This window comes from Mycolicibacterium rhodesiae (assembly GCF_002086695.1).
In the GTDB taxonomy this organism is placed as follows: domain Bacteria; phylum Actinomycetota; class Actinomycetes; order Mycobacteriales; family Mycobacteriaceae; genus Mycobacterium; species Mycobacterium rhodesiae.
On record NZ_MVIH01000004.1, the window covers coordinates 244,077 to 261,558 of the forward strand.

The window sequence follows — 17,482 nt, forward strand, 5'->3', positions numbered from 1 at the left end:
CTGGCAGAAAGTAGGGTGGACGCTATGCGGACCGCATACCACGAGCAACTTGATGCGCTGACCAACCAGCTGGCCGAGATGTGCCGGATGGCGGGACTCGCGATGGAACGAGCCACCCAGTCGCTGCTTCAGGCCGACCTGGTGCTGGCCGAACAGGTCATCACCGACCACGAGCAGATCTCGGCGGCCAGTGCGCGCGCCGAGGAAGCTGCCTTTGTGCTGCTGGCATTGCAGGCGCCGGTCGCCGGCGACCTGCGGGCGATCGTCAGCTCCATCCAGATCGTCGCCGACGTCGACCGGATGGGAGCGCTGGCACTGCATGTCGCCAAGATCGCCCGTCGCCGGCATCCGCAGCACACGCTGCCCGAGGAAGTCAACGGGTACTTCGCCGAGATGGGCCGTGTTGCAGTCGATTTGGGCAACAGTGCGCGGGAGGTGCTGCTGTCCCGGGATCCGGAGAAGGCACGTCGCATCCGCGAGGAAGACGACGCGATGGACGACCTGCACCGGCATCTGTTCACCGTGCTGATGGACCGCGAGTGGAAGCACGGCGTGGCTGCCGCCGTCGACGTGACGCTGCTGGGCCGCTTCTACGAGCGGTTCGCCGACCATGCCGTCGAGATCTCCCGACGCGTGATCTTCCAGGTGACCGGACGGCTGCCCGAAGAAGAGGAAATCGCCGCGACCTAGACGCATACGAAAAGGCCGGTATAGCATCCGCGATACCGGCCTTTTCTGTTGTGCAGGCTCAGCCGAATCGGCCGGAGATGTAGTCCTCGGTGGCCTTCTCACGTGGGTTGGAGAAGATCTTCTCGGTGTCGTCGATCTCGACCAGGCGTCCCGGCTTACCGGTTGCCTCCAGGTTGAAGAACGCGGTCTGGTCGCTGACCCGCGCGGCCTGCTGCATGTTGTGCGTGACGATCACGATCGTGAACTCCTGCTTGAGTTCACCGATGAGATCCTCGATGGCCAGCGTCGAGATGGGGTCCAACGCCGAGCACGGCTCGTCCATCAGCAGCACGTCGGGCTGCACAGCGATGGCGCGCGCGATGCACAGCCGCTGCTGCTGACCGCCGGACAGGCCGCCGCCGGGCTTTTCCAGCCGGTCCTTGACCTCGTTCCACAGGTTGGCGCCCTTGAGGGAACGCTCACACGTCTCGTCGAGCACCTTCTTGTTGCGGACACCCTGCAACTTCAGGCCGGCCACCACGTTGTCGCGAATCGACATGGTGGGGAACGGGTTTGGCCGCTGGAAGACCATGCCGATGGTCTTGCGCACACCGACCGGGTCGACACCGGATCCGTAGATGTTCTCACCGTCAAGCAGCACCGAACCCTCGACACGGGCACCGGGGATGACCTCGTGCATGCGGTTGAGCGTGCGGAGCACCGTGGACTTGCCGCAACCCGACGGACCGATGAAGGCGGTCACGTTGCGCGGCGGCACCGCCAGCGACACGTCGGCGACAGCGTGGAATGCGCCGTAATAGATGTTGACGTCTTTGAGATCAAGCCGCTTGGCCATGGTCAGTAGTCTCCTAAACCTGCTCAGACCTTTTTAGGGGCAAAGAATTTGGCGATGAAGCGGGCGCCGACGTTGAGGATCGCGATCAGCACGATCAGCGTCAGTGCGGCGCCCCACAGTCGGTCGGTGGGAACGGGGTTGGCACCCGCACCGGCCGATGTCTGGTCGTACATCATGCCGGGCAGCGAACCCATGAACCCATTGAACATGTCGAAGTTCATCGCCTGCGAGTAGCCGACCAGGATCAGCAGCGGCGCGGTCTCGCCCATGACGCGGGCCAGCGCCAGCATCACACCGGTGACGATGCCCGAGAGTGCGGTCGGAATGACAATGCGCGCAATGGTTTTCCACTTCGGCACACCGAGCGCATAACTGGCCTCGCGCAGGTCCATCGGAACGATCCGCAGCATCTCCTCGGTGGAGCGCACGATCACCGGGATCATCAGCAACACCAGCGCCAGCGACACCGCGAAGCCGGAACGCTGAAAGCCCAGCGTCGCCACCCACAGTGCGTAGATGAACAGCGCGGCGACGATCGACGGCACGCCGGTGAGAATGTCCACCATGAACGTGGTGAGCTTGCCCAGCCGGGTCCCGCCGCCGTACTCCACCAGATAGATGCCGACGAACACACCGACCGGAATCGAGATCACCGCGCAGAACAAGCCTTGCAGCAGCGTTCCCACCAACGCGTGGTAGACGCCACCGCCGGCCATGAACGCGGTCATACCGGACTGTGAATGCGTCCACCAGCCACTGTCGAGAACAATCTTCAGGCCCTTGGTGATCACTGAGTACAGCACCCAGATCAGCGGCACCACAGCTATGACAACCGACAGCGTCACCAGCACGGTGGCGGTGTTGTTGGTCAGCTTGCGCCGCAGGCTGACCGCCTGGAAGGTCGGCGCCTTGACCGGCTTGTCGAGGGTCGAGGTCATCGGGCACCCCTTCCGGCCACCGCGGCGCGGGCCGCCGAGTTGACCACGAACGTCAGGATGAACAGCACCAGACCGGCGGCGATGTAGGCCCCCGCTTTGTACTGGTCATTGAATTCCGAAGCGGCCGAGGCGATCTTGCTGGCGAAGGTGTACCCGGCGTCGAACAACGACCAACCGAACGCCTTCTGCGTGCCGCGCAGGATAATCAGCAGCGCGATCGTCTCACCCAGGGCACGACCCAGGCCGAGCATCGCGCCGCTGATGTACCCGGACAGACCGAACGGCAACACGGTGGTTTTGACCACTTCCCAGCGGGTCGCGCCGAGCGCCAGCGCGGCCTCGATCTGTCCGCGTGGGGTCTGCACAAACACCTCACGGCTGACGGCGGTGATGATCGGCAGGATCATCACGGCCAGCACGATCCCGGCGGTGAAGATGGTGCCACCGCCTGCCACCGAGGCATTGCCGGTGTCGAACAAGAACAGCCAGCTGAGGTTGCCGTTGAGCCACATGGCGAGCGGCTTGAGCACCGGAGCCAGCACGTAGAGGCCCCAGACGCCGTAGATGATCGACGGCACGGCGGCCAGCAGATCCACCATGTAGCCCAGCGGCCCGGACACCCTGCGCGGGGCGTACTGCGTCAGGAAGATCGCGATACCGAGCGCGACGGGCATCGCCAGGACCAGGGCGAACAGTGAGACGAACACCGTCACCTGCAGCAGGTCCAGGATGCCGAACTTCATGTGGGCGGTGTCGGTGGTGAGCCAGGTGCCGCCGTAGGTGAAGAAGTTGGCGTCGTTTCGGCCCAGCGCCGGTACCGCACGCCAGACGAGGAACAGGCCGATCGCGGCGATCAGCGCGATGACGAGAATGCCGGAACCTTCGGACAACCCGCGGAAGATCCGATCGCCGAGGCGCACCTTGGCTGTTCCGGACGGGTTCGTCGGGATCGAGGGCTTCTCGGGAAAGGGCTCAGCCACGACCTCACCGGCTCCAGCCTCCGCTGGATTAGGCCCGGGCATGTCTTGGGTCACATCCACCCCATCGCTCACTGATCTCTCCATCGTCACCGCTATCGACCTGCCTCGCCAGCGCTCTTACTGAATTGCTTTGACGGCGGTCAGCAACCGCTGCTTGAACGCGTCCGGCAGCGGGACGTACCCGGCCGCCGGGAGCCCTGCCTGGCCGTCATTGGCCGACACGGTCAGGAAGGACTTCACCGCCGCGGAGGTTTCCGCGTCGTAACCCTTCGAGCACACGATCTCGTAGGTCGCCAGCATCAGCGGGTAGGCGCCCGGAGCTTTGGTGGAGTACAGCGACTTCAGGTCCAGCTTCAGATCGTTGCCCTCACCGGCGAACTTCGCGGAGTCGATGGCGGCCTTGGCGGAATCGTCGCTCAGCGCCACCGGGCCGCTGCCGGTGTCGATCTGAGCCATGCTCAGCTTGGCCTGGTCGGCGAAGCCCTTCTCGATGTAGCCGATCGCACCCGGGGTGGCCTGCACGGCCTGCACGACGCCGGCAGTCTTCTGCGCGCCTTCACCCGCACCGCCCTGGAACTCCTTGCCCGCACCCTTGGTCCACGTCTCCGGAGCTGCAGCGCCCAGGTACGTCTGGAAGTTGTCGGTGGTGCCCGAGGAATCCGAACGGTAGATCGGGGTGATCTTCTGGTCGGGCAGCGACACACCGCTGTTCAGCGCGGCGATCGCCGGATCGTTCCAGTTGGTGATGGCACCGGTGAAGATCTTGGCCAGCACGTCGGCATTGACGACGAGCTTGTCGACACCCGGGAGGTTGTAGCCCATGGCGACCGGACCGAAGACCATCGGCAGGTTCCAGGCCGGGTTCCCGCCGCAACGCTTGGCGGCGGCGTCCGGCTGATCCTTGGACAGCGCGGAATCCGATCCGGCGAAGTCCACCTGGCCGGCGATGAACTGGGTGACGCCGGCGCCGGAACCGGTTGGGTTGTACGACAGGTTCTTCCCCGGGCACTTCTGGCCCCACACCTGGTTGAACACCGCGATGGCGTTCTGCTGCGCGGTCGAGCCCTCGGCGGTCAGCGCGTTCTTGCCACCGCAGTCGGCCGAAGCGCTGGACGAACCGGACGCGTTGGTCGAGGACGACGTTCCGGCGTTGTTGTCGCTTCCGCAGGCGGTGAGCGTCAGGCCGGTGATGGCCGTTGCTGACGCGGTCACGAAGAACGCCTTGCCAAACCTGTTCAGATTCACCTATCCCACTTTCTCCAGTGTTGCCCTGTTCGCCCCGGTAGGAGCACATGCACCACCCGGGAAGTTAGGCGTTGGTAGTGGACGGAACCCACCCGGAATATGAACGGAAGGTGAACAGGTTGATGAACGACGCATTGCGGGCAGCCGCTAACTAGCTGTGACTACCGCCACGGTCAATATTTGCTGTTCCAGCGGCTTGGTACGCGGTGTCGACGTTGGAGACAGCAAATCCGAGCCGCTCGTAGGTCTTGACCGCGGCGGTGTTGTCCGCTTCGACGTAGAGCATGACTTTCGGCTCCTGGTGTGGCCCCAGCACCCGCGCCAGATGCTCGATACCCACCAGGGTGAGCAGACGGCCCAGCCCGCGGCCCTGCGCGGCGGGGTCCACCCCGACCACGTAGACCTCGCCCAGCCCGGGATGGTCGTCGTGCACTTTGGTCCAGTGGAAACCGAGTAGCCGGCCGGTGTCGTCGTCGACGGCGAGGAACAGACCCGCGGGATCGAACCACGATTCACGACGCCGTTCGTCGAGGTCGGATGGACCCCAGCCGCCTTGCTCGGGGTGCCAGGAGAAGGCGGCGTTGTTCACCCGCAGCAGCTCGGCGTCATCAGCCGGGCCGGCGTAGGTTCGAATCCGAATACCTTCGGGCACAACGACTTCGGGGATGTCGCGCAGCGTGCGGCGCATCTGCATGAGTTCCCGGACCACGGTCATGTCGAGCGCGTCGGCCACCGCTCTGGCCGCGGGCAGGGTGCCGTGGGCCCAGAACCGGACCGCACCGCCTGCGGCGTCGCCGGCGGCCTGCAGCAGCGCCGAGCCGATTCCGCGCCGTCGGGCCTGCGGTGCGACGACGAGCTCGCCCATCGCCTCGGCGTCGTCGCGTCCGGCCGTCAGATTGAGGTAGCCGACCACGTCATCGCCGTCGGTGGCGATCAGGTGCCGGGTGCGGGTCTGCGGCAGCTCGCGCAGAACCTGCTCACCCACCGGCGCAACCCCGTCGGTTCGGGTGGCGGCCTCGATCACGGCGCGCACCTGCTCCTGTTCGGCCTGGGTCAGGGCGGTGCGCCAGAGCGGGGCGCTCACTGACTGCGCAGCGGCTGCGAGACCGGGCCTGACCGCACACTCATCGAGTCCGAGATGTCCTCGCCGTCGTCAAACGCGTCCTCGTCGTCGTCGGTGAAGTCCGACTCGACGGGCGCCGGACGGCCCCGGGCCGGTCGGACCGCTTTGTAGCCCACGTTGCGGACCGTTCCGATCAGCGATTCGTATTCCGGGCCGAGCTTGGCGCGCAGACGCCGCACGTGGACGTCCACGGTGCGGGTGCCGCCGAAGAAGTCGTAGCCCCACACCTCCTGGAGCAGCTGCGCGCGAGTGAACACCCGGCCGGCGTGCTGAGCCAGGTATTTCAGGAGTTCGAATTCCTTGTAGGTCAGATCCAGCGGGCGGCCGCGCAACCGGGCCGTGTAGGTGCCTTCGTCGATGACGAGCTCCCCGAGGCTGACCTTGCCCGCGCTCTCCTGGGTGGCCACGCCGCCGCGCCGGCCGACCAGCAGGCGCAACCGGGCGTCGATCTCGGCGGGGCCGGTGCTGGGCAGCAGGATCTCGTCCAGACCCCAGTCCATGTTGACCGCGACCAGGCCGCCCTCGTTGACGACGGCGACCACCGGAACCGACGTGCCGGTGGTACCGAGCAGGCGACACAGGCCACGGGCGGCAGCGAGGTCGGTGCGGGCGTCCACGATCGCGATGTCCGCCGAGCCCGCCTCCAGCAGCGACGAGACTTCGGTGGGCGCCGACCGCACATTGTGCGCGAGCAATGCCAGCGACGGCAGCACCGATTCTGGGTGCGGGTCGACGGTGAGAAGTAGCAGGTCCAACAAACTCTCCAATGCCCCGGATACTCATCGTCGACAGCGCCGTCGCGGTGACCCACCAGACTCATGGGCGACATATGGCCGTTACCCGGCCATGGGTCATCTAACTTTAACCCGCTACCTGCTATTTAGCTGATTTGAATGAGTCCACCTGCCGTCGAGGGGGTGCGCGACGGTGGTTGCGCGCCGGTTGTAGGCCAGAATGTGCAGGTGCGAAAGCTGCTGATCACCCTCGGTGCCACGCTGCTCGCCGTGGTCGTCGGGGCGGTCGGAGTCGATTTCGGGACGACGATCTACGCCGAGTACCGGCTGGCACGCACCGTGCGCAGCGCCGCCGGCCTGTCGTTCGACCCGTCGGTGGCGATCCTGGGCTTTCCGTTCATTCGCCAGGCGATGCGGCACCACTTCAACGAGATCGAGATCAAGGCCAACGGGGTGGGACATCCCGTGGTCGGCAAAGCCTCCCTGGAGGCCACGTTGCACAACATCGACCTCACCCAGGCATCGTGGCTGATCAGACCCGATGCGACCCTGCCCGTCGGCAAGCTCGAGAGCCGCATCATCATCGACTCGCTGCACCTCGGCCGGTTCGTCGGGATCACCGACCTGATGGTGGAGGCCCCGTCGAAGGAGACGAACGACGCCACCGGCGGCACCACCGAGTCGGGCATCTCGGGTAGCAAGGGGCTGGTCTTCACCGGGACGCCGAAGAAAGCCGACTTCGACAAGCCGGTCAGCGTCGCCGTCGACCTGTCGGTGGCAGGCCCGGAGCAGACCACGCTGGTTTTCACCGCGACGGATGTGCAGACCGGTCCCGGCACCGCTGACCAGCCGGTACCCGACGACAGAAAGGCGGCGGTGCTGGCGGCGTTCAGCGGCAGCCTGCCCGGCCAGAAGCTGCCGTTCGGGGTGCGCCCGACCACCGAGGGTGCTCGCGGCTCGGACATCATCATCGAAGGCATCGCCGAGGGAGTAACCATCCGGCTCGACGGGTTCACACAGTGATGAGCCCCGCCTTGATCACCGCGTTCGTCGCCATCGCCGCCGCGCTGAGCGTTGCGATCGTCGCAGGCGTGCTGCACAACCGCCGATCCGGAGTGGTGCGGCAGGCCGAACCGCAGGACGTCGACGTCAGCGACCTGGGTTTGTCCCGGACCGGTCCGACTGTCGTGCATTTCAGCGCGGTCTGGTGCGGACCCTGTGCAGGGGTCCGGCGCGTGGTCGACCAGGTCTGTGCTGACCTTCGTGATGTCGCCCACGTCGAGATCGACATGGATGCCGATCCGGCTGCCGCGCGCAAGCTTTCGGTGCTGTCGCTGCCAACGACGTTCATCTTCGACGCCGACGGCCGGCAGCGGTACCGCACGGCGGGGGTCCCCAAGGCCGCTGACCTGCGCGCAGCCCTCGAGCCTCTGTTGGCCTGAGACCCCGGTCATTGGGTAGCATGACTCGCGTGTTGACCCGCCTCGAGCTCGCGCTCACCAAGCGCCGCGCAGTCGATCTGTGCCGCGTTGCGGGTTGTTGCTGTTGTTGCTGTAGCTGCTGAGTCGCCGCGCCCTTCTTTCGCGCCGCCACTCTGGAGCGGCCGTTTGCGGCGCGTCTCCGTCCAGCCCGATCAGCAACAGGAGAAAAGATTATGTCGACAAGCATCGCCAACACCCCCGCCGTCGCCCAAGTGGATGTCCGCGGCCCCCGATTTGCGGCCTGGGTCACCACCGCCGTCCTGGTCGCGGTTCTCGTCGTCTCGGGATTCAGCACCATTGCGGCGGCCGTGCTCCTGGGGATGCAGGCCGTCGTGTTCGCGATCGGAGCGCTGCGCGGGCCGCGTCAGCACCCCTACGGATTGATCTTCGCCAACGTCGTCGCGCCGCGGCTGAGCCCCGTCTCCGAGCGTGAGCCGGTGCCGCCGTTGAAGTTCGCCCAGTTGGTGGGTTTTGTGTTCGCCGTCGCCGGCACCGCCGGATTCGCTTTGGGCGCACCGCTGCTCGGCACCGTCGCCACCGCATTCGCACTGTTCGCCGCTTTCCTCAACGCGGCCTTCGGCATCTGCCTGGGCTGCCAGATCTACCCCCTGGTGGCCAGGCTGCGCACGCCGGCCACCACCTGAGCTTCTCCAGACACGCAACCGAAAGGAACTACTTCATGGCACGCTCCGACGTCCTGGTCTCCACCGACTGGGCCGAGAGCAATCTCGACGCGCCGAACGTCGTCTTCGTCGAGGTCGATGAGGACACCTCGGCTTACGAAGACGGCCACATCGCCGGCGCCGTCCGGCTGGACTGGAAGACCGAACTGCAGGACCCGGTCAAGCGTGACTTCGTCGATCAGCAACAGTTCTCGAAGTTGTTGTCCGACAAGGGAATCAGCAACGACGACACCGTGATCCTGTACGGCGGCAACAACAACTGGTTCGCCGCGTACGCGTACTGGTACTTCAAGCTGTACGGCCACGAGAACGTCAAGCTGCTCGACGGCGGCCGCAAGAAGTGGGAACTCGACGGACGCCCCCTGGTGACCGAGGTGCCCGACCGGCCCGCGACGTCATACGCGGCGAAGGCCCCCGACAACACCATCCGCGCGTTCCGCGACGAGGTGATCGCCGCGATCAACGCCAAGAACCTGGTGGACGTGCGGTCCCCCGACGAGTTCTCCGGCAAGATCCTCGCGCCGGCTCACCTGCCGCAGGAGCAGAGCCAGCGCCCCGGGCATATCCCCGGCGCCATCAACGTTCCGTGGAGCAGAGCTGCGAACGAGGACGGCACCTTCAAGTCCGACGAGGAACTGGCCAAGCTCTACGCCGCGGCCGGCCTGGACGGCGAGAAGGAGACGATCGCGTACTGCCGAATCGGCGAGCGGTCGTCGCACACCTGGTTCGTGCTGCAGGAACTGTTGGGGCACAAGAACGTCAAGAACTACGACGGTAGTTGGACCGAATATGGCTCCCTGGTGGGGGCCCCGATCGAGTTGGGAAGTTGATCATGTGCTCTGCACCTAAACAAGGACAGACTCTGCCCGCCGGTGTCGACCTCGAGAAGGAGACCGTGATCACGGGCCGCGTGGTGGACGACTCGGGTCAAACGGTGGGCGGTGCTTTCGTGCGGCTGCTGGACTCGAGCGACGAGTTCACCGCCGAGGTGGTGGCCTCGGCGACCGGTGACTTCCGGTTCTTCGCGGCACCGGGCACCTGGACGGTGCGCGCGCTGTCCAAGGTCGGCAACGGCGACGCCACCGTCGCGCCGACCGGCGCCGGGATCCACGAAGTCGACATCAAGGTCGCTTGATCGAGGGCGGCTCGGGCGGCACCTCCGCCCGAGCCCCAGATAGACTGTCACCGTGGTTCTTCTCTACGAGATCCTGCTGGTTGCGACGGTCGTGTTGATCACCTGGTTCGCGTTGTACGCGCTCTATCGACTGATCACCGACGAGTCGTGAGTTCCCCAGACATCTCCGGTAGCGGCGATCGCGCCGTAGCGGCTGCGGCCGAGCGGGCGAAGGAGACAGCCGGCCGCAACATTCCGGTTTTCGACGACCTGCCGGTGCCCGCCGACACCGCCAATCTGCGCCTGGGCGCCAACCTCAACGACGCACTGCTGGCCTTGCTGCCGCTGGTCGGGGTGTGGCGCGGCGAAGGCGAAGGTCGCGGCGCCCACGGCGACTACCACTTCGGACAGCAGATCATCGTCTCGCACGACGGCGGTGAGTATCTGAACTGGGAGTCCCGATCCTGGCGTCTCGACGAGGCCGGCGAGTACGCCTCCCCCGGGCTGCGCGAGTCCGGCTTCTGGCGGTTCGTCACCGACCCTGCGGACCCGGGTGAATCGCAGGCGATCGAGTTGATGCTGGCGCATTCCGCCGGCTACGTCGAACTGTTCTACGGGCGCCCCCGCAATCAGTCGTCGTGGGAGCTGGTGACCGATGCGTTGGCGCGCAGCAAGTCCGGTGTGCTGGTCGGCGGCGCGAAACGGCTGTACGGAATCGTCGAGGGCGACCTGGCTTACGTCGAGGAGCGGGTCGACGCCGACGGCGGACTGGTTCCGCACCTGTCCGCGCGGCTGACGCGCTACGTCGGCTGATGCGCCGCGTTGCCCTCGGGGTCGCCACGGCGGCCACCGCGCTCCTCGCCGGGTGTGTCCCGGCCCCGTCTCCGTCACAGCCGACGGCGATCAGCCCGGCGCCGAGCACCACCAGTCCCGTGCCTGACACCGCGCCTCCCGCCACCACGACTCCTGGTTCCGCCGAGCATGGCTCGCTGGCTCGCTGCCTGCACGAGCACGGCGTCCCCGACTCGGCAGGCACCGCGGTCCTCGGTCCGCCGTCGGGAGTCGACCCCGGCGTCTGGGATCGGGCCATGAAAGCGTGCTCGCCGCTGGAGCCGGGACCCGCCGGCTAGTTTCCGCTCGTACCCTCGAGTCATGACGGCGTTGTGGGCGATCGGCCTCATCGCATCCGCGACCGCAACCCTTGTCACCGCCGTTCCGGCGGTGGCCGACCCGATCTGGCCGGTGGCCGGTGCGGAGTCCGCCGCCGACACGATCCGGGATCTTCAGAGTCAGGGTTACCGCGTCGGCATCAACTGGGTGTTCGGATACACCCATACGTCACTGGATAGGTGTGCAGTGACCGCGATCCACAACCCGGGCGGACCTCCCGTTGAGTCCGGCCCACCCGCAACGGTTTTCATCGATGTGTCGTGCCCCGATCACGACGACTGGTGATTCGTACCCGGAAAAGGGGGCGGCCCCCGAGCCGTTGTTCCCTGGTCGGACTAACCAAGAGCTCGGGGGCCGGGTAGCTGCCTGGAATTCGCCAGCGCGCTCAGAGCGCAGGTGAAATCCCGGCACCTGGTGCTGCTAGCGGGCAGCCACCTCACATGTCCTAGAAGCTATCAATTTTCCGGACCACCTCCCTTCTTGTGTACCGACGAAAGTACCCGCGTCAGAAAGGTTGTGCCAACAGATTTTCGCGATCAGCGATCACAGACGATCGCGGCATCGACCAGCGCGGCCACCTCGGCGGCCAACCGAGTGGGCGGCAACGCCTGACCGTCGAGCGTGTGCACCCGCGCTGCGAGCGTCATGCTGGACACCAGCCAAACCCCCTGTGCGGCATACAAGTCGGACGGTCGCAGCGCACGGAAGTCGCAGTCGTAGCCTTTCTCCCGGGCTACCTCGAACAGCGCCTGCTGCGTGGTGCCACGCAGGATCGGGTACCACGGCGGCGGGGTGAGCAACATCGTGCCCGAGCCCTCGTCGGTGGCGATCACCACCGTCGAGCGCGGACCCTCGAGCAGGTACCCGTCGGAGCTGACGAAGATCACGTCTCCGGCGCCCCTGTCGGCGGCATGCCGCAGCGCGGCCATGTTCACCGCGTACGACAGCGTCTTGGCGCCGGCCACCAGCCACGGCATGGCATCCACTCCGCTGGACGGCAACCCGCGATCGAGCAGCACTGCGGCGATACCGTCGCGGCGGGTGGCCACCACCCGGTCCGGCACGGGATTGACCGTGAGGTAGGCGGTCGGATCCGAGCCGCTCTCCCGACCGCGGCTGTACACCAGCCGCAGCGCGCCCTCGGACGCCGTTGACGACGTCCACTGCCCGACCGCAATGCCGATGGCCCGCCGCCAGGCCGACAGGTCCGGTTCCGGAAGGTCCATCGTCTTGGCCGACTGGGTGAGCCGGCGCAGATGCGCGTCCACCAAGCACGCGCGGCCGTCGCGGACCAACAGGGTTTCGAACACGCCGTCACCCCGCACAGCAGCGAGGTCGTCGGCGAACAGCAGCGGCTGCGCCGGGTCGCGCACCGCGCCGTCGAGAGTGACGAGCACCGACGGTCCGGACATGAGGTCACAGCGTAGTGGCAGCCCCGTAGAGTTGATGTGTGTCAGCAGTCCCCGCACCTGACAACTCCCCCGATGCCGGCGCGATCTGGCACTACGGCGACCCGTTCGGTGAGCAACGCAGCGCCGAGCACGACGCCGTCGTCATCGATCGCTCGCACCGCGCGGTCGTCACACTCACCGGATCCGACCGGCGCAGCTGGTTGCACTCGATCTCCTCGCAGCACGTCAGCGAGTTGCCCGACGGCGCCTCCACCGAGAACCTGAGCCTCGACGGGCAGGGCCGTGTCGAAGACCACTGGGTGCAGACCGAGTTGGGCGGCGTCACCTATCTCGACACAGAGCGCGGCCGCGGCGAACCGCTGCTCGCCTTCCTGCGCAAGATGGTGTTCTGGGCCGACGTCGCCCCCGAGGCCGCCGACCTGGCCGTGCTCTCGCTGCTCGGCCCTCGCCTCGCCGACGCCACGGTCCTGGGCGCGCTGGGTGTCGACGCGTTGCCTGCGGAGTCGACGGCCGTTCCCGTCTCCGGCGGCGGTTTCCTGCGCCGGGTGCCCGCCGAGGCCGGTCAGATCGAACTCGACCTGGTGGTCCCCCGCGCCGAGGTGACGACCTGGTTGGGCAGGCTGGACGCGGCCGGGGTGCGCCGCGCCGGGGTGTGGGCGTACGAGGCGCACCGGGTCGCGGCACAGCGCCCACGTCTGGGCGTGGACACCGACGAGCGGACGATCCCGCACGAGGCAGGGTGGATCGGCGGCCCCGGACAAGGAGCCGTGCACCTCGACAAGGGTTGCTATCGCGGCCAGGAGACTGTCGCGCGGGTGCACAACCTGGGAAAGCCGCCCCGGATGCTGGTGCTGGTGCACCTCGACGGATCCGGTGAGCGCCCGGTCACCGGCGATCCGCTGCTGGCCGGTGGGCGTGTCGTGGGCCGGCTCGGCACCGTCGTCGACCATGTCGATCTAGGACCGATCGCCTTGGCTCTGGTGAAGCGGGGTATTCCGGCCGATACGGCTCTGACCACGGGCGGAGAGCACGAGGTGGCCGCCGAGATCGACCCGGAATCGCTGCCGCCGACCGACGCCGTGGGGGCTGGGCGGCTCGCGGTCGAGCGTTTGCGTCGCGGCGCGAACTGACGTTCTCCCACGGCCGAACGGGCCTGCCAGCACATCGCAGCGGGGCACGGTAAGGTATGGACAGGACAATAACGAACACACAGATCGGAGCCGCCTGCATCCCGGGCCGCTCCGTTATTGCGCGAGGGGGTTCCCCCATGGGCCGCGGCCGGGCAAAGGCAAAGCAGACCAAGGTTGCTCGGGAGCTGAAATATAGCTCCCCACAGACTGATTTCAGTCGGCTCCAACAGGAGCTGTCCGGGTCGGAGTCTGAGTCGGATGAGCCTGACACCGTAGACAACGGGTTCGGCGATGACCCGTGGGCCGACGAGGGTAGCTGGCGGCGCTGAGCCGCCGCCCCCTCCTCACAAGCGCTGGGCCTGCTCCGCTAGAAGCGGGGATGTAGTCCTACCAGCTTCGCTCTCGGGCCGTCCTTGCCCTTGGTGACAGTGCCCAGCGTCCAGCAGTTCAGGTGGCGTGCAGTCAGAATCGCCAGCGCGCGGTCGGTGTCCTCCGGCGCGACGACGGCGACCATCCCGACGCCCATGTTGAACGTCTTCTCCATCTCCGGACGATCGATGCGGCCGCGCTGCGCGATCATCGCGAACACCGGCGCGGGAGTCCACGTTCCGCGATCCAGTTCGGCGACCAGACCGTGCGGGATGACGCGTTCCAGATTGGCGGCAAGGCCGCCGCCGGTGACGTGGCAGAACGTGCGCACCTGCGTCTCGGCGGCCAGCGCCAGGCAGTCCTTCGCGTAGATCCGGGTGGGCTCGAGCAGTTCCTCGCCGAGCGTGCGGCCGAACTCCTCGACGTGGCCGGCGAGGTTCATCCGGTCGATCTCGAGCAGGACCTTGCGGGCCAGCGAGTAGCCGTTGGAGTGCAGGCCGGACGATCCCATCGCGATGATCACGTCACCGGGGCGCACGCGGTCGGGCCCCAGCACGTCATCGGCCTCGACGACGCCAACACCGGTGGCGGAGATGTCGTAATGGTCGGGTTCCATCAGCCCGGGATGTTCAGCTGTCTCCCCACCCAGCAACGCACAGCCGGCGATCACACAGCCCTCGGCAATACCCGAGACGATCGCGGCGACGCGTTCCGGAACGGTACGACCGACGGCGATGTAGTCCTGCAGGAACAGCGGTTCGGCGCCGCAGACCACGAGGTCGTCGACCACCATCGCGACCAGGTCCAGGCCGACGGTGTCGTGCTTGTCCATCGCCTGCGCCACGGCGAGCTTCGTGCCGACCCCGTCGGTCGACGCGGCCAGCAGCGGTTCCCGGTAGTCCCCACGCAGTGCGAACAGCCCGGCGAAGCCGCCCAGTCCGCCCCGCACCTCGGGCCTGGTGGCCCGCTTCGCAAGCGGCTTGAACAGCTCGACCGCGCGGTCACCGGCCTCGATGTCCACCCCGGCCGATGCGTAGGAGATCAGGTTGTCTTCCTCGCGATCCGTCATCGGGCATAAGGCTACCGGTCGGCGTCCGCCGCCGAAACGGGCCAGCCGTCAGCCGACGTGCCGGGCCAGCCAGTCGCGCAGCGGCGCCCCGGCGCGCAGGGTGGTCACCACCCGGTCCTTGGCCTTCGCCGTGCCCAGCCAGGCGCCCACCGGCCAGGTCTTCATCATCGCGATGCCCTTGTGGCGCAGCAGGTCGATACGCGGATGATCCTTCGGATAGCCCCGCGGCGCGGTCTTGAGCACATCGTGGGCCATCGTCTCGTAGCCGCCCGTGCGCAACGTATCGACGATCCCGGCCAGCTCGGCGCCGGACTTCTCGGCGTCGACCGCCGCCCGGTACCGAGCCAGGGCCGCGGCATCGGGCATGTACAGACCGCTGCCCACCGACAGCCCGTCGGCCGAGAACGACACGTAGCCGGAGCCGAGTCTGGCCGCGCAGTTGGTTTTGTACGGGGATTTGTCGGCGCTGAAGCGCACGTCGCGGTGCGGCCGGAACAGCGTGCCCTCGCCGAACTCACCGGCCAACTCGGCGAGCAGCTCCTCCATCGGGGCCTTCACCTGACGGTCGTAGACGGCGCGATGCCGGGTCCAGTAGACCTTGGAGTTGTCGGCCTCAAGGCCCTCGTAAAACTCCACGGCCTCGATCGGCCAGCCCCGAAACGCCATTCCCACATTGTGTGACACCCTGGTGCCCGATGAAACCAGTGCGGTGTTTCCCTGCGGCGTTGACCATCGCGATAGCCGGTACGGTGTTGTTCCCCGCGTCGGCTGCGTCGACGCCCAGCTCGGGCATCGAGGCGGACACCCTGGTTCAGTCCACCCTCGACGGCAGGGACTTCGTCACTCGGGAGCTCACCATCGCCCCCGGCGGAACCACCGGCTGGCACTACCACCCGGGCCAGGTGTTCGGCGTGATCAAGCAGGGCACCTTGACCCATTACAAGGGCGACTGTTCGGTCGACGGCGTGTACAACGCGGGCGACTCGATCAGCGAGGGCAGCGGCACCGGCTACATCCACGAGGGCCGCAATGAGGGGCCCGTCCCGGTGGTCATGTGGGTGCTCTACATCAAGCCCGCGGGCAGCGCGCTGGCAGTTGATGCGCCGAATCCGGGTTGTCCGTTCGAATAAGTGGCAATCCAACCGGTCCTCGGCTCCGAATTACGGAGGCGACGAACGGAGGATCCATGTCGGCGAAGCAGATCCGATGCTTGGTGACCGGTGCCACCGGTTACATCGGCGGCCGTCTGGTGCCGCGACTGCTGGAGGACGGCTTCACGGTGCGCGCGCTGGCGCGAAATCCGGACAAGCTCGCGAACGTGCCGTGGCGCGACCAGATCGAGATCGCCCGCGGTGACCTCACCGACGCCGACTCGCTCGCCGAGGCGTTCACCGACGTCGACGTCGTCTACTACCTGGTGCACTCCATGGGCACGTCGGCCGATTTCGCCGCCGACGAGCGGCGTGCGGCCCAGAACGTCGTCACCGCCGCCCGCAGCGCAGGCGTGAAGCGGATCGTCTACCTCAGCGGCCTGCACCCCGAGGGTGCCGAGCTGTCCACGCATCTCGCGTCGCGCACCACGGTCGGCGAGATCCTCATCGCCTCAGGCATCGAGACGGTGGTGCTGCAGGCCGGGGTCGTGGTGGGCTCGGGATCGGCGTCGTTCGAGATGATCCGTCACCTCACCGACCGGTTGCCGGTGATGACGACGCCGAAATGGGTGCACAACAAGATCCAGCCGATCGCGATCCGCGACGTGCTGCACTACCTGGCGGCCGCGGCCACCGCCGACGTGCCGAAGTCGCGGGCCTGGGACATCGGCGGGCCGGACGTCCTCGAGTACGGCGACATGATGCAGATCTACGCCGAGGTGGCGGGACTGAGTCGACGACACATGGTGGTGCTGCCGGTGCTGACCCCGCGGATCGCCGCACTGTGGGTGGGGTTCGTGACACCCATCCCGTCCGGTCTGGCCCGTCCGCTGGTCGAATCCCTGCACTGCGATGCGGTGATGGCCAACCACGACATCGACACCGTCATCGACCGGCCGGCGGCCGGCCTCACCCCCTACCGGCGGGCGGTCTCACTCGCCCTGGCCCGGATCGCCCGCGGCGAGGTGGAGACGACGTGGGACACCGGCACCGCCGCGCCGCTGCCGAGCGACCCGGACTGGGCCGGCGCCATCGTCTACACCGACACCCGGTCGTGGCGCACGACGGCCAGCCCGGAGCGGCTGTGGGACGCGGTCGAGCACAATGTTCCGCAGCGCTGGCATGTGGAGAGCCGCGACGAGGGCGCGCTGCTGCGGCTGCGGTCGGACGACCGGAGCCCGGGCGTCCGGTGGCTGGAGATGCGGGTCGCACCCGAGCAGGGCGGCAGCCGCTACGAGCAGCGGGCGATCTTCTATCCGCGCGGGCTGCTCGGCCGGTTGTACTGGCTGGCCGGACGTCCGCTGCATTCGGCGACGCTGGGCGCGCAGATGCGCAAGGTCAGCGAGGCTGCCGGCTGA

Annotated in this window: 23 protein-coding genes; 14 read left to right on the plus strand and 9 right to left on the minus strand. The window is 67.2% G+C overall.

Annotated elements, in window-relative coordinates; genetic code table 11:
• Positions 1 to 24: 24 nt before the first annotated feature.
• Entirely contained in the window at positions 25 to 690 is a 666-nt protein-coding gene (gene phoU / locus BST42_RS10965) for a phosphate signaling complex protein PhoU (protein ID WP_047333790.1), read from the plus strand.
• Between the two features lie 58 nt (positions 691 to 748).
• Here phoU and pstB read toward each other — a convergent pair whose 3' ends face one another.
• The 6 genes from pstB to BST42_RS10995 all read right to left on the minus strand — a co-directional run bounded on the left by pstB (position 749) and on the right by BST42_RS10995 (position 6,566).
• Complete coding sequence (pstB, locus tag BST42_RS10970; protein WP_083118602.1) at positions 749 to 1,525, minus strand: phosphate ABC transporter ATP-binding protein PstB; 777 nt, start codon at positions 1,523 to 1,525, stop codon at positions 749 to 751.
• Positions 1,526 to 1,548: 23 nt separating this feature from the next.
• Positions 1,549 to 2,463 carry a phosphate ABC transporter permease PstA gene (gene pstA, locus BST42_RS10975; protein ID WP_083118603.1) on the minus strand — a complete coding sequence of 305 codons (915 nt, stop codon included), beginning with the start codon at positions 2,461 to 2,463 and terminating at the stop codon, positions 1,549 to 1,551.
• On the minus strand, positions 2,460 to 3,485 hold the full coding sequence (gene pstC, locus BST42_RS10980) for a phosphate ABC transporter permease subunit PstC (RefSeq protein ID WP_110918568.1): 1,026 nt from the start codon (positions 3,483 to 3,485) through the stop codon (positions 2,460 to 2,462). The genes pstA and pstC overlap by 4 nt, the downstream gene beginning before the upstream one ends.
• Positions 3,486 to 3,560: 75 nt before the next feature.
• Positions 3,561 to 4,688 carry a phosphate ABC transporter substrate-binding protein PstS gene (gene pstS, locus BST42_RS10985; RefSeq protein ID WP_083118605.1) on the minus strand — a complete coding sequence of 376 codons (1,128 nt, stop codon included), beginning with the start codon at positions 4,686 to 4,688 and terminating at the stop codon, positions 3,561 to 3,563.
• 151 nt (positions 4,689 to 4,839) lie between these two features.
• Entirely contained in the window at positions 4,840 to 5,772 is a 933-nt protein-coding gene (gene mshD, locus BST42_RS10990; RefSeq protein WP_083118606.1) for a mycothiol synthase, read from the minus strand.
• Positions 5,769 to 6,566, minus strand: coding sequence for a winged helix-turn-helix transcriptional regulator (locus BST42_RS10995; protein WP_083118607.1), 798 nt, complete (start codon positions 6,564 to 6,566; stop codon positions 5,769 to 5,771). Before BST42_RS10995 ends, mshD begins: the two co-directional genes overlap by 4 nt.
• 138 nt (positions 6,567 to 6,704) lie before the next feature.
• Between BST42_RS10995 and lmeA the strand changes: the two genes are divergently transcribed.
• The 9 genes from lmeA to BST42_RS11035 all read left to right on the plus strand — a co-directional run bounded on the left by lmeA (position 6,705) and on the right by BST42_RS11035 (position 11,278).
• Positions 6,705 to 7,568, plus strand: a complete 864-nt coding sequence (gene lmeA, locus BST42_RS11000) for a mannan chain length control protein LmeA (RefSeq protein ID WP_083118608.1) — start codon at positions 6,705 to 6,707, stop codon at positions 7,566 to 7,568.
• A complete protein-coding gene (locus BST42_RS11005; protein WP_083118609.1) occupies positions 7,568 to 7,987 on the plus strand; it encodes a TlpA family protein disulfide reductase in 420 nt (139 codons plus the stop codon). Before lmeA ends, BST42_RS11005 begins: the two co-directional genes overlap by 1 nt.
• Before the next feature lie 20 nt (positions 7,988 to 8,007).
• Positions 8,008 to 8,109, plus strand: a complete 102-nt coding sequence (locus BST42_RS30440) for an Ms5788A family Cys-rich leader peptide (RefSeq protein WP_353961511.1) — start codon at positions 8,008 to 8,010, stop codon at positions 8,107 to 8,109.
• A 90-nt stretch (positions 8,110 to 8,199) separates the two neighbouring features.
• Positions 8,200 to 8,670: a DUF4395 domain-containing protein gene (locus BST42_RS11010; RefSeq protein ID WP_083118610.1), complete on the plus strand. Its 471-nt coding sequence runs from the start codon at positions 8,200 to 8,202 to the stop codon at positions 8,668 to 8,670.
• A 35-nt stretch (positions 8,671 to 8,705) separates the two neighbouring features.
• Complete coding sequence (locus BST42_RS11015) at positions 8,706 to 9,539, plus strand: sulfurtransferase (protein WP_083118611.1); 834 nt, start codon at positions 8,706 to 8,708, stop codon at positions 9,537 to 9,539.
• Between the two features lie 2 nt (positions 9,540 to 9,541).
• Positions 9,542 to 9,844: a DUF1416 domain-containing protein gene (locus tag BST42_RS11020; protein WP_083118612.1), complete on the plus strand. Its 303-nt coding sequence runs from the start codon at positions 9,542 to 9,544 to the stop codon at positions 9,842 to 9,844.
• A 147-nt stretch (positions 9,845 to 9,991) separates the two neighbouring features.
• On the plus strand, positions 9,992 to 10,636 hold the full coding sequence (locus BST42_RS11025; RefSeq protein ID WP_083118613.1) for a heme-binding beta-barrel domain-containing protein: 645 nt from the start codon (positions 9,992 to 9,994) through the stop codon (positions 10,634 to 10,636).
• The gene (locus BST42_RS11030; RefSeq protein ID WP_083118614.1) at positions 10,636 to 10,953 is read left to right on the plus strand and encodes a hypothetical protein; all 318 of its coding nucleotides are present in this window, start codon (positions 10,636 to 10,638) and stop codon (positions 10,951 to 10,953) included. Before BST42_RS11025 ends, BST42_RS11030 begins: the two co-directional genes overlap by 1 nt.
• 22 nt (positions 10,954 to 10,975) lie before the next feature.
• On the plus strand, positions 10,976 to 11,278 hold the full coding sequence (locus BST42_RS11035; RefSeq protein WP_083118615.1) for a hypothetical protein: 303 nt from the start codon (positions 10,976 to 10,978) through the stop codon (positions 11,276 to 11,278).
• Positions 11,279 to 11,529: 251 nt separating this feature from the next.
• Here the strand turns inward: BST42_RS11035 and BST42_RS11040 are convergent, their stop codons facing one another.
• Positions 11,530 to 12,390, minus strand: a complete 861-nt coding sequence (locus tag BST42_RS11040; protein WP_083118874.1) for an aminodeoxychorismate lyase — start codon at positions 12,388 to 12,390, stop codon at positions 11,530 to 11,532.
• A 53-nt stretch (positions 12,391 to 12,443) separates the two neighbouring features.
• Between BST42_RS11040 and ygfZ the strand changes: the two genes are divergently transcribed.
• Positions 12,444 to 13,535 carry a CAF17-like 4Fe-4S cluster assembly/insertion protein YgfZ gene (gene ygfZ / locus BST42_RS11045; protein ID WP_083118616.1) on the plus strand — a complete coding sequence of 364 codons (1,092 nt, stop codon included), beginning with the start codon at positions 12,444 to 12,446 and terminating at the stop codon, positions 13,533 to 13,535.
• Between the two features lie 137 nt (positions 13,536 to 13,672).
• Positions 13,673 to 13,864: a DUF3073 domain-containing protein gene (locus BST42_RS11050; protein WP_083118617.1), complete on the plus strand. Its 192-nt coding sequence runs from the start codon at positions 13,673 to 13,675 to the stop codon at positions 13,862 to 13,864.
• 38 nt (positions 13,865 to 13,902) lie between these two features.
• Here the strand turns inward: BST42_RS11050 and purM are convergent, their stop codons facing one another.
• Both purM and BST42_RS11060 read right to left on the minus strand, forming a co-directional pair.
• Positions 13,903 to 14,973, minus strand: coding sequence for a phosphoribosylformylglycinamidine cyclo-ligase (gene purM / locus BST42_RS11055; RefSeq protein WP_083118618.1), 1,071 nt, complete (start codon positions 14,971 to 14,973; stop codon positions 13,903 to 13,905).
• Between the two features lie 48 nt (positions 14,974 to 15,021).
• Positions 15,022 to 15,639, minus strand: coding sequence for a DUF2461 domain-containing protein (locus BST42_RS11060; protein WP_165760832.1), 618 nt, complete (start codon positions 15,637 to 15,639; stop codon positions 15,022 to 15,024).
• A gap of 29 nt (positions 15,640 to 15,668) precedes the next feature.
• On the opposite strand from BST42_RS11060, the gene BST42_RS11065 reads away from it, so the two are divergent.
• Both BST42_RS11065 and BST42_RS11070 read left to right on the plus strand, forming a co-directional pair.
• A complete protein-coding gene (locus BST42_RS11065) occupies positions 15,669 to 16,103 on the plus strand; it encodes a cupin domain-containing protein (RefSeq protein ID WP_083118620.1) in 435 nt (144 codons plus the stop codon).
• Between the two features lie 56 nt (positions 16,104 to 16,159).
• Positions 16,160 to 17,482: a DUF2867 domain-containing protein gene (locus BST42_RS11070; RefSeq protein WP_083118621.1), complete on the plus strand. Its 1,323-nt coding sequence runs from the start codon at positions 16,160 to 16,162 to the stop codon at positions 17,480 to 17,482.